Source organism: Mycobacterium sp. pV006, from assembly GCF_041287115.1.
Taxonomy (GTDB): Bacteria; Actinomycetota; Actinomycetes; order Mycobacteriales; family Mycobacteriaceae; genus Mycobacterium.
Map to the genome: position 1 here is coordinate 1 of NZ_JBGGKT010000014.1, position 16190 is coordinate 16190.

Annotated in this window: 13 protein-coding genes; 8 read left to right on the plus strand and 5 right to left on the minus strand. The window is 67.9% G+C overall.

From position 1 onward, the window contains the following. The 4 genes from ACAG25_RS19475 to ACAG25_RS19490 form a co-directional block, all read right to left on the minus strand. The coding region (locus ACAG25_RS19475) for an ATP-dependent endonuclease (protein ID WP_370490120.1) at nt 1-430 on the minus strand (430 nt) is incomplete at its 3' end. Further along, complete coding sequence (locus tag ACAG25_RS19480) at nt 406-1152, minus strand: hypothetical protein (RefSeq protein WP_370490121.1); 747 nt, start codon at nt 1150-1152, stop codon at nt 406-408. The genes ACAG25_RS19475 and ACAG25_RS19480, both read right to left, overlap by 25 nt. A gap of 152 nt (nt 1153-1304) precedes the next feature. Beyond that, on the minus strand, nt 1305-2018 hold the full coding sequence (locus tag ACAG25_RS19485) for an HNH endonuclease family protein (protein WP_370490122.1): 714 nt from the start codon (nt 2016-2018) through the stop codon (nt 1305-1307). Beyond that, nucleotides 2015-2569, minus strand: coding sequence for a hypothetical protein (locus ACAG25_RS19490; RefSeq protein WP_370490123.1), 555 nt, complete (start codon nt 2567-2569; stop codon nt 2015-2017). Before ACAG25_RS19490 ends, ACAG25_RS19485 begins: the two co-directional genes overlap by 4 nt. Nucleotides 2570-2798: 229 nt before the next feature. Here ACAG25_RS19490 and ACAG25_RS19495 point away from each other — a divergent pair, with 229 nt between their 5' ends. From ACAG25_RS19495 to ACAG25_RS19525, 7 genes are all read left to right on the plus strand, one after another. Beyond that, nucleotides 2799-3638 (plus strand): urea amidolyase associated protein UAAP1, encoded by an 840-nt coding sequence (locus ACAG25_RS19495; protein WP_370490226.1) that lies wholly within the window; start codon nt 2799-2801, stop codon nt 3636-3638. Beyond that, nucleotides 3635-4285: an urea amidolyase associated protein UAAP2 gene (locus ACAG25_RS19500; RefSeq protein WP_370490124.1), complete on the plus strand. Its 651-nt coding sequence runs from the start codon at nt 3635-3637 to the stop codon at nt 4283-4285. The genes ACAG25_RS19495 and ACAG25_RS19500 overlap by 4 nt, the downstream gene beginning before the upstream one ends. Beyond that, nucleotides 4282-7878, plus strand: a complete 3597-nt coding sequence (uca, locus tag ACAG25_RS19505) for an urea carboxylase (protein ID WP_370490125.1) — start codon at nt 4282-4284, stop codon at nt 7876-7878. The genes ACAG25_RS19500 and uca overlap by 4 nt, the downstream gene beginning before the upstream one ends. Next, the gene (atzF, locus tag ACAG25_RS19510) at nt 7875-10364 is read left to right on the plus strand and encodes an allophanate hydrolase (protein ID WP_370490126.1); all 2490 of its coding nucleotides are present in this window, start codon (nt 7875-7877) and stop codon (nt 10362-10364) included. Before uca ends, atzF begins: the two co-directional genes overlap by 4 nt. 8 nt (nt 10365-10372) lie before the next feature. Beyond that, nucleotides 10373-11407 carry an isopenicillin N synthase family dioxygenase gene (locus tag ACAG25_RS19515; protein ID WP_370490127.1) on the plus strand — a complete coding sequence of 345 codons (1035 nt, stop codon included), beginning with the start codon at nt 10373-10375 and terminating at the stop codon, nt 11405-11407. 66 nt (nt 11408-11473) lie between these two features. Continuing rightward, nucleotides 11474-12955 (plus strand): sodium:solute symporter, encoded by a 1482-nt coding sequence (locus tag ACAG25_RS19520; protein WP_370490128.1) that lies wholly within the window; start codon nt 11474-11476, stop codon nt 12953-12955. Between the two features lie 29 nt (nt 12956-12984). Further along, complete coding sequence (locus tag ACAG25_RS19525) at nt 12985-13713, plus strand: TetR/AcrR family transcriptional regulator (RefSeq protein WP_370490129.1); 729 nt, start codon at nt 12985-12987, stop codon at nt 13711-13713. Here the strand turns inward: ACAG25_RS19525 and ACAG25_RS19530 are convergent. Then, nucleotides 13648-15315 carry a cation:proton antiporter gene (locus tag ACAG25_RS19530; RefSeq protein ID WP_370490130.1) on the minus strand — a complete coding sequence of 556 codons (1668 nt, stop codon included), beginning with the start codon at nt 15313-15315 and terminating at the stop codon, nt 13648-13650. The two genes, ACAG25_RS19525 and ACAG25_RS19530, sit on opposite strands and share 66 nt — an antisense overlap. Before the next feature lie 71 nt (nt 15316-15386). Here ACAG25_RS19530 and ACAG25_RS19535 point away from each other — a divergent pair, with 71 nt between their 5' ends. Next, on the plus strand, nt 15387-16160 hold the full coding sequence (locus ACAG25_RS19535; protein ID WP_370490131.1) for an enoyl-CoA hydratase/isomerase family protein: 774 nt from the start codon (nt 15387-15389) through the stop codon (nt 16158-16160). Nucleotides 16161-16190: the final 30 nt, after the last annotated feature.

Genomic DNA, 16190 nt, shown 5'->3' on the forward strand with positions numbered 1-16190 from the left:
CCGCCTTCAAACGGTGACGAGCGCACCGGAACGGAGGTCGCCTGAAACACCCCAATCCACAGGTCTTGACAATTTCTCCTCGCTGCGCACCACGGTTACTTACAACAACGTTCTGCCTAATATTGGCCCGGTTGACAAGAGCCTGGCTGTGAGTAGTGACAATGACTTGCTGAGTTTCGGCAATCCCTTGCAGTACGGCGCGAACTTCGTGCACTGCGCCTGGATGCAGGTGTGATTCGGGTTCTTCGACCGCAACGATCAGTTTTCCCTCGGGCCGACTCCTTGAGCGAGTCCATTCCAACGTTAGCGCCAGAGCAGCCAGGCTCTGTATTCCATCTCCTTTAGTGCCGATCGAGGTACTCACCCCGTCGTCGATCTGAATATCTTCGAGGATGGCGGATCGGGTTAGATCACGGACCTGTAGCGACACGCTCTGAAACGGGTTAGGGTCGCCATTAGTACATCCTCGACTTCCGCCACTGCGGCTTGGTCTAGCTCTCTAATCCGCGCGATCAGGTCTTCATACTCCACACTTCGCAACACTGATCGGCGGCGAGCAGCAAGGATTTCCTCTGCGATTGCCTTTGCGGTTTCGCCTGTGCGAACCGCCGGAATGTGCAAGATGGTAACCCGATCAGCGACGAACGATGCGATCTCTCTAGCTCTCTTGTCGTGGCTTCCTTTGCCTTGCTTCAGGATCGTCAGGGAAGTTTTAGTCCTGCTAAGAGTTACTTGAATCGGAAGGCGCTGATTGGTGGAGATTCCCGTCGCCGTCTTAAACTCCGCCTGTTCCTTCTCATCGAGTTCGAACTCGAGAAGAATGACAGTGCTTTGCGAAGCGCCGCGCCGACCGCGGGCAAACAGCGGATAGTCGCGTTCCCAGTCGTAGTCCAGCCCGCTGCCACGTTCCGGGCCGCGTGCGGCCCGTGCGCGTTGAGTAGACCTTGCCGTTTGGAAATATCGTGTAGGCACGGCCTTGTCTGTGATCAGCAGCTCGGGAATCCTTGACCATGTCTCGATGATGTTCATAGCAAGGACCGCAGCACGCAACAAATTGGACTTGCCCTGATTGTTCGGGCCGATCAAGACTGTAAAATCACCGACAGAGAAGTCTGCGGCCCGATCGATGCTGCGAAACTTCCTGACAGACACCCGACTCAGCTTCAATCTCTCGACCTTTCAGATGAAGAAGCTTCGACGCTCTCCTGCGCGAAGTTGGGTGTGACAGTAGTACGCAATTGGCACAAAGAGTCATTAGTTCATTGCGGCGATCCACCAGTCCCCATTAGCGAGGGCGAGTGTAGTTACCGATCAGCCGGACAAGTGCTCGCCGCTTCCCGCAACACCGGTACCGATGGCTCGTCCACTGCGAGACCGTACCCACGCAGCACCTCGATGAACTGCATCGCATACTGACAGTGAAACGCCGCGTTCGGCGGCATCCACAGGGCCGGCTCGGCATCACCCTTGTCCTGGTTCGTCGGCCCGTCGACTGCCACGAGATTGGCCGGGTCGTTGGCGAACCGGACCCGCATCTCATCGGTCCAGTTACGAGCGCCCTGGTCCCAGGCGTACGCCAACGGAACAATGTGCTCGATCTGGACTGCCGCGCCGGTCTGAGCTCCACGCACAAACGGAATCGTCTTACTCGTGTACGGATCACGCAACACACCAGTCGCGACCGCAGTCGGGCAGCGACTGATCGCCACGTACGTCTTGTCGATCAGGTCGCGATCGAGAATGTCGTTACGGGTGTCGCAACCATTGCGACCACCGGGTGCGCTGTTGTCATCGGTCCACGACTCCCCGAATGCGTCCCGCCGGTAGTCGCCGCTGCGCATCCGGACAGGGACCTGTGCCACCCCAGCGAGAACATCGACGCCCGGCGCGACGGTGGGCACATCCGCCTCGGCCACGTACGCCGCCGTCTGTTCGACCGATGTCGACACCGTCTGGTACGCGACGAGAACCGCGAGCGCCGCAGCGACCGCTGCCCCCACCAGACGTTTCTGCTTCATTGGACGCTGACAGTCAGCGGCATGGCATCGACGCCCAGAACAGGGAAAACATCGAATCTGTGCGTGTGAGTTGCGGATAACGTGTGGTCGATCTGTACTTCGGGTGAGGTATCGGGTCCGCGGCGGAACTTCACGGTCTTCCCGGAGTACGGGTCGTGCAGCGTGCCGGCGAGCACGGCACATCCGTTCGAGCCGGGCTTGAGTTCTACGTCGACCAGATCTCGCCGCAGGATGTCGTTGCGGGTGTCGCAGCCGTTACGTCCTCCGGGGACCGCGACGTCGTCGCTCCACGCTTGCCCGAACAGGCGGCGGTCGTAACCGGTCTTGGGTGCCCGCCCTTTGATCGACAAGCCGGCGAGCTTGGCCAGCGGCTCCGACACCGGCACGTGGGTAGGAACGGATGCACTCGACGTCGGCGACTCAGGCGGTGGTGAGGACGACGACGGAGTTGCCGCCGCCGTCGACGTCGTCGCCACGGCGGACACTCGATCGGGTTCGGTTTCAGCACACGCGACCAGCGACAGCCCGAGGGCCACAACGGCGATCACCATCGAAGTTGCCCTACCTGCGCGAATCATTGCCCCCTCGCTCGCCCTCGAGCGCCCATGGTAGCCACGCTCGCCGCGATACCTGTCACCTGACAGAAACATTCGCGATCCATTGTTAACCGTCGCGCCGCGATCGGTTACGTCGCTGCAACCATCACCGCGGTGAAAAGCCGAAAACTGTCACTCGACAGAAACGCCCACCCCGGGAGAGTCAGTGACCAGCACCGCCACCATGTCCGCCACCGCCACCACCGCCGGCGCACGAGAACACGCCCGCGCCCAACACGGGCGCACGACGGAGTTCATGCGCCACGTCCCGGCGTCGACCTCACCGACAGCGCCCGAGGAGGTACCCGCCGAAAACCTTGTCTGGTCGGAAACCATTGCGCCGGGCGGATATACCACCGCAACCCTGGCGCGTGGGACTCGCATCCGCCTCGCCGACATCACCGGCGACGCATGCGCGCATCTGTTGCTGCATCGGGCCGACGCTCCGCAGGAACGCCTCAACGTCGCCGACACCGTCAAGGTGCCGTGGCAGGCCTACCTGGGCGCCGGTCACCCGCTGCTCAGCGGCTTCGGTCGCGTGCTGGCCACCATCGTCTCCGACACCTCCGGACACCACGACGCGCTGACCGGAACCAGCACCCGCACAGGCAATCTCGAACGGTACGGGGCGGCCGCGCCGGAATCCGGCTCCCCCGCCGGCCGCGAGTTGTTCACACTGGCGGCGTTGAAGCATGGCCTCGACGCCCGCGACCTACCGCCATCGATCTCGTTCTTCAAGGGTGTGCGCGTCAAAGGCGACGGCACCTTCGATTGGCTCGGCAGCGCCGGCCCGGCCACGAGCGTGGACCTGCTGCTGCACGTCGACGCAATTGTCCTGCTGGCCAACACGGCTCATCCGCTTGACCCGCGACCGACGTTCACGTGTTCTCCGCTGCTGATGCACGCCTGGTCCGCGGCGGCCGATCTGGACCGGCTGGGTGATCTCGTCGGCCCGCTGGGACCCGAGCACCGTCAAGCCATCGCCAACACCGACGCCGACCTCGCCGCGAGAGGACAACTGTGAGCACCACCATCGCCGAGCCCCTGGCCACCGGAGCAACCATCCTCGATCAGCACGTGGCCGCCCGTGCCGCCTGGTCGACGGTCGTCGCCGCGGGTGACGTGCTGACCATCGTCGACCTCGACGGCAACCAGGCCGTCGACTGCCTGCTCTACGCCGCCGACGACACCCGCGTCCGCTACAGCGCACCCGAAACCATTCGCCGCCAGGGCCGCATCACGCTGACCACCGGATCGGTGCTGCGCGCCGACACCGGCGACGCCCTGATGACCGTCGTCGCCGACGAGGTCGGCGCACACGACACCCTCGGCGGCGCCTGCTCCAAGGAGTCGAACACGCTGCGCTACGGCCAGCACACGCGCGCCCAGCACGGCTGCATGGAGAACTTCCTACTCGAAGGCTCCCGCTGGGGCCTGGGCGCCCGGGACCTGGCCAGCAACATCAACTGGTTCATGAACGTGCCCGTCGATCCCGATGGCGCGCTGGGCATCGTCGACGGGCTGTCGGCGCCGGGCAAGCGGGTGGCGCTGCGCGCAGAGGTGGACACGCTGGTCCTGGTGTCCAACTGCCCGCAGATCAACAACCCGTGCAACGCTTTCGACCCGACACCGGTCCGCATGATCGTGACCCGGCCGGCGGTGGCGGCATGAGCACCCTGCTGGTCGCCAACCGTGGCGAGATCGCCGTCCGCCTGATCCGCGCCGCCCGCGAACTCGGTCTGCGCACGGTCGCGGTGTTCTCCGACGCCGACCGCGGCGCCCCGCACGTCCACCTCGCCGACGACGCCGTGCGCATCGGCCCGGCCGCACCCCGTGACAGCTATCTGCGCATCGATGCGCTGCTGGCCGCGGCTGCCCAGGCCGGGGCGACCGTGATCCACCCGGGCTACGGATTCCTCTCGGAGGACGCCGAATTCGCCATGGCGGTCGAGGCCGCCGGCATCATGTTCGCCGGACCGACCCCGGAGCAGTTGCGTTGCTTCGGCACCAAACACACCGCCCGCGCCGCCGCCCGCACCGCGGGTGTGCCGATCTTCCCCGGCTCCGAACTCCTCGACAGCGTCGACGAGGCGGTCGCCTGCGCCGAGCACATCGGCTATCCCGTCATGCTCAAGGCGACCGGGGGCGGTGGCGGTATCGGCATGCAGGTCTGCCGCACCGCCGACGATCTGCGGACGGCTTACCAGCGCGTGGTCGCACAGGCCGAACGCAGCTTCGGTTCGGCCGGCGTCTTCCTCGAGCGCTACGTCGATAACGCTCGCCACGTCGAGGTGCAGATCTTCGGTGACGGCACCGGACGCGTGGTCAGCCTCGGCGATCGCGACTGCTCGCTGCAACGCCGCCACCAGAAGGTGCTCGAAGAAGCCCCTGCCCCAGCACTTCCCGACGACGTCCGCGAACAACTGCACTCCTCGTCGCGCGCACTGGCCGCCACCGTCGGCTACCGGTCGGCCGGCACCGTCGAGTTCGTCTACGACCCGGTGCGCGGCGAGGCGTCGTTCCTCGAAGTCAATGCCCGCCTGCAGGTCGAGCACCCCGTCACCGAAGCCGTCACCGGCGTCGACCTGGCCTGCTGGATGCTGCGTCTGGCCACAGGTGACACCTCCATGCTCGACGCCCATCCCGATGGCGTCGTGCCCACCTCCGGGCATGCGGTCGAAGCCCGCGTCTACGCCGAGGATCCGTCCCGCGACTATCGGCCCAGCACCGGCACGCTCACTTCGGTTCGATTCCCCACCGACGTGCGCGTCGACACCTGGGTGGCCGACGGCACGGAGGTCACCGCGTCGTACGACCCGCTGCTGGCCAAGGTCGTCACCGTCGGCACCGACCGTGACGACGCATGGAACCGGCTGCGCGACGCGTTGGCGCAGACCGAGATCCACGGCATCGAGGTCAACACCGGACTACTCTGCGCCGCAACCGAACACGACGATGTGCGGGCGGCGCGGCACAGCACCGCCACCTTGGCCGGCATCACCGACCCGCGCCCGCGGATCACCGTGGAGCGCCCAGGCCTGATGACCACGGTGCAGGACGTGCCCGGGCGGGTCGGGTTGTGGCAGGTCGGGGTGCCGCCCAGCGGTCCGATGGACGACCTGTCGTTCCGGCTCGGCAACCGCGCGCTCGGCAACGCCGAAGACGCCACGGGCCTGGAGTGCACCGCTTCCGGCCCGGCGCTGCGCGTGACGCACCCGACCACCGTGTGCATCACCGGCGCCGAGTGCCTGGTCACCGTCGACGGCGTCCCGGTGCCGATGTGGGAGCCCGTGGAGGTGCCTGCCGGCGCGGTCCTCGACGTCGGTGACGCCGCGGCGGGGCTGCGGACCTACATCCTGTTCGCCGACGGTCTGGATGTGCCGCGCTACCTCGGCAGCGCCTCGACGTTCACGCTGGGCCGCTTCGGCGGCCACGGAGGCCGCGCGCTGGTCACCGGAGATGTGCTGCGCACCAATGTGTCCGACGCCACGACCCGCGCCGGTTCCGGGCCCGTACCGCCCGAGATCCGGCCGGCACTGACCAGCGAGTGGGAACTGGCGGTCACCGAGGGCCCGCACGGCGCACCGGAGTTCTTCACCCGCGACGACATGGACACGCTGTTCGAGGCGCGCTACCGGGTGCACTTCAACTCCGCACGCACCGGGGTACGGCTGGAAGGGCCCCGCCCCGAGTGGGCGCGCCCCGACGGCGGGGAAGCCGGTCTGCATCCGTCCAACATCCACGACAACGCCTACAGCGTGGGCGCGTTGGACTTCACCGGCGACACCCCGATCCTGCTCGGTCCCGACGGCCCGAGCCTGGGTGGGTTCGTCTGTCCGGTCACCGTGATCGCCGCGCAACGCTGGAAGCTGGGTCAGTTGCGCCCAGGCGACACCGTGCGGTTCGTTCCGGTGCGCAGCGCCGATGCCCCGTCCCGCCGTGACCTCGGGCGCAGCCGCGGTGCGGCCGCCGTACACGTGCCGCGATCCGGCGACGGCGACGATGGTGTGCTCGCCCGCCGAGCGGGCATGGACGGCGCCCCGAATGTGACCTACCGGCGCAGCGGCGACGACAACGTGCTCGTCGAATACGGCGACATCGTCTTGGATCTCGCGCTGCGCGCCCGGGTGCATGCGTTGCACACCCGCCTCGACGGTGCGGCGCCGGGCATTCTCGATCTCACGCCGGGCATCCGCTCGCTGCAGGTGCACGTCGACCCGGACGTGTTGCCGATCCCCCGGCTGCTGGGTCTGCTGTCCGACATCGAGGACGAGCTGCCCGCGTCCTCGGAGCTGGTGGTGCCGAGCCGGCTGGTGCGGCTTCCGCTGAGCTGGGACGACCCGGCCACCCGGGAGGCGATCGCCCGCTACACCTCCGGGGTGCGCGACGACGCCCCGTGGTGTCCATCGAACATCGAATTCATCCGGCGTATCAACGGATTGGCGACCGAGCAGGATGTGCAGGACACGGTCTTCGGCGCGCAGTACCTGACACTGGGCCTCGGCGACGTCTACCTCGGCGCTCCGGTGGCCACGCCGCTGGATCCGCGGCATCGGCTGGTCACCACGAAGTACAACCCCGCGCGCACCTGGACGGCGGAGAATTCCGTCGGTATCGGTGGTGCGTACCTGTGCATCTACGGGATGGAAGGCCCCGGCGGCTATCAGTTCGTCGGGCGGACGACCCAGGTGTGGAGTCGTTACCGGCACACGCCGCCGTTCGAACCCGGAAGCCCCTGGCTGCTGAGGTTTTTCGACCGCATCTCGTGGTATCCGGTGTCCGCCGAGGAACTGCTCGAAATGCGCGCCGACATCGCGGCGGGCCGCGGGTCGCTCGACATCACTGACGGCACCTTCTCGCTGGCCGAGCACGAACGGTTCCTGGCCGAGAACGCTGACGACATCGCTGCCTTCCGTGCGCAGCAGAGCGCCGCGTTCGCCGAGGAACGCGCCGCGTGGGCTGCCGCCGGGGAGTTCGACCGCGCTGAGCGGGCCGCATCGAATGCGGTGGCGAGCACCGACGATCTGGTTCTCGACGAGGGCGACCAGCGGGTCGATGCGCCGTTCGCGTCGAGCGTGTGGAAGGTCGACGTCGCGGTGGGTGATCAGGTCGTGGCCGGGCAGCCCCTGTTGGCGTTGGAGGCGATGAAGATGGAAACCGTGCTGCGGGCACCGTCCGACGGTGTGGTGACCCAGATCCTCGTGTCGGCCGGCCACCAGGTCGACCCCGGCACGCCGCTGGTGATCGTCGGAGACCGTTCATGAGCGCCGTCGACCGGGTGCGCGCGGCGTACGCGCGCATCGAGGAGGTCGATCGCCCCGAGATCTGGATCGCGCTGCGGCCGTTGGCCGAGGTGGTCTCCGAGGCCGAGGCGGTCGACGCCGCCGTCGCCTCGGGAGCAGAGCTGCCGCTGGCCGGGCTTCTGGCCGCGGTGAAAAACAACATCGACGTGGCCGGCATCCCGACCACCGCGGGGTGCCCGACCTACGCGACGACTCCCGCAACCGAGGACGCGACCGTGGTCGCGCGACTACGTGCCGCCGGCGCCGTGGTCATCGGCGCCACCAACCTCGACCAGTTCGCCACCGGGCTGGTCGGCACCCGCAGCCCGTACGGTGGGGTGCGGGACGCGCGCCGACCCGACCACATCTCCGGCGGCTCGAGCTCGGGCTCCGCAGTCGCGGTGGCGCTGGAGCTGGTCGACCTCGCCCTGGGCACCGACACCGCCGGCTCCGGCCGGGTCCCGGCCGCCCTGCAGGGCATCGTCGGCATCAAACCCACCGTCGGCGTGGTCCCGACCGACGGAGTGGTACCTGCATGCCGGTCCTACGACTGCGTGACGGTGTTCTCCCGCGACGTCGCCACCGCCGACCTGGCGATGGGCGTCATGGCCGGCGGGGCGCGCCCCTTCCCCGTCGACGCATCGCTGGCCGCACCGGAAACACCGCGCGTCGCGGTACCGCGTGACCTGCCCGCTCTCAACCCGGACTGGGTACCGACGTTCCGGGCCGTCTGTGATCGACTGCGGGACAGTGGAGCTGAGCTGGTCGAGATCGACCTGGGCCCGTTCCTGGCCGCTGCCCGACTTCTCTACGACGGCGGGCTGGTGGCCGAGCGCCACGACGCGGTGGGCGAGTTCATCGATGCGCACCGCGGCGCCGACGACACCTTGGATCCGACCGTGACCGCGATCATCTCCGCGGCCGGCGCCGTGCCCGCAACGCAACTGCTGGCCGACCGCACCCGGCTCGCCGAGCTCACCGACGCGGCGATGGCCGAACTCGGCGACTGCGACGCGCTGCTGATTCCCACGACGACCGAGCATCCGCGCATCGTCGAGGTGGCGGCCGACCCGATCGGGGTGAACTCGCGGCTGGGCACCTACACCAACTTCTGCAACCTGATGGACCTGTGCGCCGTCGCGGTGCCGTGCGGAACTGCCTCCGACGGTGCGCAATTCGGCGTCAGCGTCGTCGCCCGCGCCGGCGCGGATGCGGTGGCGCTCGACGTGGCCCGCACGTTGACCGACGCCGTCGGAGACGGCCTGGCCACCGAACCATGGCCCGTGCGCGCCGGTCTCGCCGCCACCCGTCTGCTCGTCGTCGGTGCACACCTGCGGGGCCAGCCGTTGGCGTGGCAGCTCGAACAACGCGGCGCCCGCTGGTTGGGTGACGCGCAGACCGCTGCGCTGTACCGGATGGTCCACCTGGACACCGATCCGCCGAAGCCTGGACTGGCGCGCGTCGGTACCGAGGTTGGGATGTCCATCCGCGGTGAAATGTGGCTGATCGGTACCGCGATGCTCGGCGACTTCCTGGCCGCGCTGCCGGCGCCGATGTCGCTGGGCCGGGTCACCCTGGCCGACGGCACCGAGGTCGTCGGCTTCGGCTGTGCGCTGGACGCATGGACCGCCGGCACCGACATCTCCCACCACGGCGGCTGGCCCGGCTTCCTGCGCCGGACCTCACCAGGCGTGGGTGTCGGCCGCCCCGAGGTGACGCGGCGGTGCTGGCGGCGCAGCGCGCTGGCGATACCGGGCCGCGCCGTCGACACCGCCACCGACGTCGAATGGCTGCAGGGCGACGAACTGTACGTCGACCTGCGTACACCCGCAGACCTGCCGGCCGTCACGGCGACGTCCCTGTCCACACTCACTCGCAGTGACCTGCTGGCGCTGTGCCGGAACGAGGCGTTCGCCGGACGGCTTCGCGTCGACGGCGACGAGTTCACCTGGATACGCACCGTCGACCTGCATCCCCGCGAGCCACTGCCAGACCGCGGCCGCCTGCACCGCGCCGGCGCCGTCGTCGTCGAAACCGGAATCGGCCGTGAGTATCACGAGGATTGGATCGAGAGCACCGCCTCAACCTCGGACGAGCACTGGGAAGTCACGCTGGGCGACGACACCGGTCGCGTCGCCATCCTGCTACGGGTCGGTGACCGGTTCGCGTATGCCCGCAGTCGCTGTCCGTCAACGCCTTTCGACGGCGGCCCTCTTGCAGACATAGTCACGCACGCCGATCTCGACCACGCCAGGGCGCTGCTCGACGTCGAGGTCTCCCTGGGCACAGTCGAAGCCACCATCTGGCGGATCACGCGCTCGACGCTGCCGTTCCGGGTCGGCGACGACCTCGCACCCGAGCGTGCCGGCGGTGACGTGACCCTCGGCGACCGCACACCGGACGGCCACGCGGTGCGAAGGCACTGGCTCGTTACCCATGACCACTCCGCGCAGTTGTTGGCCCGATAGGAACTCCGATGACCCACTCCCGAGATTTCACCGATGTGCCCGTCCTGGACATCAGTGCGCTGCTCGACGATTCCGACCGGGGGTACGACGACGCCGTCTCTGCGCTCGGCGACGCCGCCCGCAACGTCGGCTTCGCCCAGATCGTCGGGCACGGAATTGATCCCGCGCTGTTCGACACACTGCTCGACCACACGCGTGCGTTCTTCGCTCTCCCCGACGAGGACAAGCAGCGTGTCTACATCGGCCGGTCCACCAACCACCGCGGGTACGTACCGCCCGGCGAGGAGGTGTTCTCCGGCGGCACCGCCGACGCCAAGGAGGCGTTCGACGTGTCCATCGACCTGCCTGCCGATGATCCCCGCTATCTGGCCGGTCACCCGTTGCTCGGACCGAACCAGTGGCCTGATCTGCCGGGGTTCCGCAAGGCTGTGATGGATTGGTACGACGCGGTATTCGCGCTGTCGCGTCGCCTCCTGCGAGCGTTCGCAGTCGCCCTGGGTGAACCCGAGGACCGGTTCGATCGCCACGTCACGACGCCGCCGTCGCAGCTGCGCCTGATCCACTACCCCTACGACCCGGACGCTGTGGACCGGCCCGGGATCGGAGCACACACCGACTACGAGTGCTTCACCCTCCTGCGGCCGACCGCGCCGGGTCTCGAGGTCCTCAACGCCGCGGGCGACTGGGTCGACGTACCACTCATCGATGACGCGTTCGTGCTGAACATCGGTGACCTGCTGGAGATCTGGACCAACGGCGAGTTCGTCGCGACCACTCACCGCGTCCGCAAGGTCACCGCCGAGCGGTTCTCGTTCCCACTGTTCGTCAACGTCGACCACGACACCGAGGTTGCGCCGTTGCCCGCGTTCGTCGCCAACGGCAGTCCGACCAGACCCCCCGTGGTCGCCGGTGAGCACCTGTTCGCCCAGACCGCCCAGAGCTTCCGTTACCTCAAACAACGCGTCGCGCGAGGGGAGGTGAGCCTGCCCGACGGCGCCCAACCCCTGTCCACCTTCGGCCGGAAGCTGGTCGGCAACAGCTGATCTCACCGACCCTCCGGCAACGACGCCGGCACTCCCCCTGTTTCCTTCGTCCTCTGGAGTTCCGCCATGATCCTGACCGGCGTTGCCGTCTTCCTCGTCATCCTCACCGTGAGCGGCCTGATATCGATGCGCCGTGTCCGCGGTGACTCCGCCAACTACCTCGTCGCCGGACGGACCCTGCCCGCGGTGCTGGTCGCCGCGGTGCTGATCGCCCAGCCCGTCGACTCCAACGCCACCATCGGCAACGCCGACCTGTCGGCGGCGTTCGGGTTCTGGGCGGGTGCGGCACTACCCATCGGAATTGCGTTGTGTCTGCTGCTGATGGGGCTGTTCTTCGCCAAACGTCTGCGCGCCACGCACGCAGTCACCCTGCCCGAGTTCTTCCGCAACAGGTTCGGACCGGGTATCGAGGTGGTCTCGTCCTGGCTGACCGTCGGCAGCTTCGTGATCCTGCTGGCCGGCAACCTCGTCGCGATCGGGTTCCTGCTCGAACGCTTCCTCGGGGTGTCCTACACCGTCGGGGTGCTGTTGACGATGCCGCTGGCCCTGCTCTACACGATCACCGGGGGCATGTTCGCCAGCGTCTACACCGGAGTGGCACAGGTCGTGGTCAACGTGATCGCCGTGGCCGCGCTGGTCGCCTGGGTGGCGACGACCCACGGGTTCAGCGCCCCGGAGGGCATGGGTATCGGCAACCTCGAGCAGCTGACCGCGGCCGACTCCGGTGCGGTGATCAACTGGGCGACGATCATCGCGCTCGGGTTGGGCAACCTGGTGGCCATCGACCTGATGCAGCGGGTGTTCTCGGCGTCGAGTCCCGGTGCCGCGCAGCGGGCGTGCTTCGCCGCCGCCGGGGGTGTCCTGCTGCTGTGCCTGCCGTTGTCGTTCGTCGCGTTGGCGGCCGTCGGCATCGTCGGCGACGCCGCCGGTGACGGTCCGATCCTCTACACGCTGCTCGGCGAGTACGCACCGACCTGGCTGGCGATCCTCGTCATCTCCGGTCTTTTGGCCGCCACCCTGACCACCGTCAGCGGGATCCTGCTGTCGACGGCATCGGTGTTGGTGCGCAACGTGTTCCGTGTCGACGAGGGCGCCCCGGTGATGACCCGCCGGATCCTGACCGCCACGCGCTGGGCCACCCTGCCCATCGCGGCCGCGGCGGCGGTGGTGGCGTTGCGCGTTCCGCAGACCGGCATCCTGCTGACCTTGTCGTTCGACCTGCTGCTGGCCAGCCTGGTGGCGCCCTTCGTCCTCGGGCTGTACTGGTCGCGAGGCGGAACCGCGGCCGCCGTCGCGGCGATCGTGGTCGGTATCGGGGTGCGGCTGACCTTCTTCGTGCTGACACCGACGATCTACGGCGTCGACAACACGCTGCTGTATGTGGCCAACGACGTCGTCTCCAGCGCCGTCGACGGCTGGAGCACCTTCGCCGCCGGAGCGGCCTCGCTGCTGGCCTATGTGCTGGTCGCTCTGCGCACCACCCGGGTGCAGACGCCGGCGCCGGCCGCCGATGCGCCGGAAGCCGACCTCGTCCCGGTCCGGCCCTGACGAATCGGAGTCCCGTCGTGGTGGCGCACGTGCCGAAGTCTGCGTGGCAGGATCGGCACGTGCGCACCCCGACCACCGGTCGCCCTCGGCTCGAGCGCCGCAAACGTCCGGGCGCCACCGCTCGCGACGAGGTCCTCGACGCCGCGGCCGAACTGTTCACCACGCTCGGGGTGGCGGCGACGTCGACGCGCCAGATCGCCGAAGCCGTCGGAATACGTCAGGCCTCGCTGTATCACCACTTCCGCACCAAGGACGACATTCTCGCCGCACTGCTCAGCGGTACGGTGCTCTCCTCGTTGGCGGCGGCGCAGCGGCTACGGGAGCGTCCCGAATCGCCCACTGTGCTGCTGCACGCGCTGGCACTGGTGGACTGCCGACTGCTCTGGGACAGCCCCTGGAACCTCGGCATCCTCTACCTGCTGCCGGAGGTGCGGACGCCCCGGTTCGACGAATTCCACCGGCAGCGAGGCGAACTGCGTGAGGTGTACCGCGAGTTGGCCCAGCGCGTCGTTGCCGATCTGGGATCCGCACCGGCTGACACCCTCGACGTCGCGGCCGACCCCGACGTGGTGTTCCGTCTCGTCGAAACGCTGCCGAACCTGCGAGCCGACGGACTCGGCGACGCCGACCAACCACAGCGGACAGCGGACCTGGCGTTGCACGCGCTGGGGTGGCGGGGCGATTGGACAGCGCTACGCGCGTCGTCCGCGGCCCTCGTCGTCGACGGAACTGCCCTCGACCTCGAAGCCGGGCACTGAGTCCTCCGACACCTCGGTCCGGTGCGCTTCGACCCTGCCGACCTGATCGGCGAGTTCCAGACCTGCACCCGCATAGACGTTGAACGCGATGTCGACCCCGTTGTCCCGGGCCCACTGCACCTCGTCGTCGTAACGGGCGACCGCGGCGACCGTTCCGCTGAAACCGGACTCGCGCAGACAATCCAGCGCGCGGACATTGGCTCCGTGGTGCGGCATGGCCAGCACCGCCATCCGCACCGAATCCGAACGCCGCAGTCGGTTCCAGAAGTCCAGATCGGTGGCGTCTCCCTCCACTACCCGCAGTCCCTTGTCGGCATGACGCCGGATCAGCAGTCCGTCGTAGTCGACGCCGACGACCCGTAATCCGTAGAACTCGGTCAACCGCTGGTACGCGGCGGACCCGACACGTCCCATCCCGATCACCACGACCTCGGCGTCCCCGGCGTCGACAGGCCGTTCCTCGGGCTGCAACCGGTTCTCGTTCTGCGCGGGCAACCGCGCTGCGATCTTCTCCACCATCAGGTGGCTGCGGCCGTTGACCAGCGCTGCGGCCACGAAACTCAACGCCACCGCGATCGACATCTCCACCAGCCACGCCTCGGCCAGCAGCCCGACCGACACACCCACCGAGACCACGATCAACCCGAACTCGGAGTAGTTCATCAGGCTCAGGCCCGTGAGGATCGCGGTGCGGTGGCGCAGCCGCATCAGCGACAGCAGCACGACGTACCAGATCGCCTTGAACGGCAACAGCAACAGCATGACCAGAGCGACCGTGACGGTGGGCACGTCGGGCAGCCCCGTCAGCCCGATCGACACGAAGAACCCGACCAGCAACAACTCCTTGATGTGGAACAGCGAGCGGGCGAGCTCGGCCGACGCCGGGTGGGAGGCCAGGAGCACTCCGATGATCAGCGCACCGAGATCGCCCTTGAGACCCACCGCGGAGAACAGCGCATAGCCGGGGACCAACGCCATCACGATGCCGAACAACGACTGCATCTCGCCGTGGCCCAACCGGTTCCAGATCATCCTGACGACCTTCGTCAGCGGCCACACCCCGATGAGTGCGAACGCCCACGGGCTGGGCAGATGACCGCTGGTGGCGGTGAGGAACACCACCGCGACGATGTCCTGCATCACCAGGATGCCGATGGCGAGGCGACCGTAGAGTGCATGCGATTCGCCGCGTTCCTCGAGCAGCTTGACCACGAACACGGTGCTGGAGAACGACAGCGCGAAGGCCAGCAGGGCGATCGTCTGCACGCTCTGGCCGATCAACATGGACAGTCCGGCCACCGCAGCCAGCCACAGCGCGCATCCACCGAGGACGACACTGAGCATCAGGTGGGCCGAGGTGGTCAGCCATACCTCGCGGCGCAGCAGGATCCGGACGTCGAGCTTCAGACCGATCGCGAAAAGTAGCAGCGTGACACCCAGGTCGGCCAGCACGTCGAGTTGCGGCATCTCCTCGACGTTGATCGCGTTGAGGACGAAACCGGCGGCCAGGAACCCGACCAGCGGAGGCAAGCGTAATGCGAGCGCGACGCCACCCAGCCCGAACGTGATGACGAGGTAAATGGCGACGACGGTCGCTGTCATGTGGCCCCCTGTCCCGGGTCCGCTGCCCTCGCGCGTCATTATGCGCGCCGACCGGTCACTACAGTGCGGTCATGAGCCTGGTCACCTACGACTGCACCGATCACATCGCGACGATCACCCTGAACCGACCGGAGGCACGCAACGCCATCAACGGCGCGGTGCGGCAGGAGCTCAACGCGGCGTGGGAGCGCTTTCGCGACGACGAGGACGCGTGGGTCGGGATTCTGACCGCGAACGGCAGCGTGTTCTGTGCCGGTGGCGACCTGCGCGACGGTGAGGGTGTCGTCGGCACGTTCGGCGGTACGTTCTGGGAGAAGCCGACCATCAACAGTTTCGAGAGCGGGATGGAGCTGTTCAAGCCCACCATCGCCGCGGTGCAGGGGCCCTGCATCGGCTACGGATTGACCGGAGTGCTGTTCTGCGACTTCGTGATCGCCAGCACCGAGGCGACGTTCTCCTACCCGGAGGTCAAACTCGGCACGCCCACCATCGTCGGCGCCATCCGCCTGCCTCCGCGAATCGGCTGGGCCAATGCGATGGAGCTGCTGCTCACCGGGCAGCCCATGAGCGCCGAACGCGCGAAGGAAGTGGGGTTGGTGTGGCGCCTGGTCGAGCCGGAGGACCTGTTGCCGGCGGCACGGGAGTGGGCCCGCACTCTCACCGCGGGCGCTCCCCTGGCGCAACGCGCGACCAAGGAGGTGGCGTGGCGGACCGCCGACATGGGCTGGATCGAGTCGGTCCGGTTCGGGGAGACGATGCGCAAAGTGGTCGGCGCGACCGAGGATGTCGCCGAGGGGATTCAGGCGTGGCGGGACAAGCGCGCGCCACACTGGCGGGGCCGCTGAGTCACGGACTTCGGCGTAATCAGCCCCCGC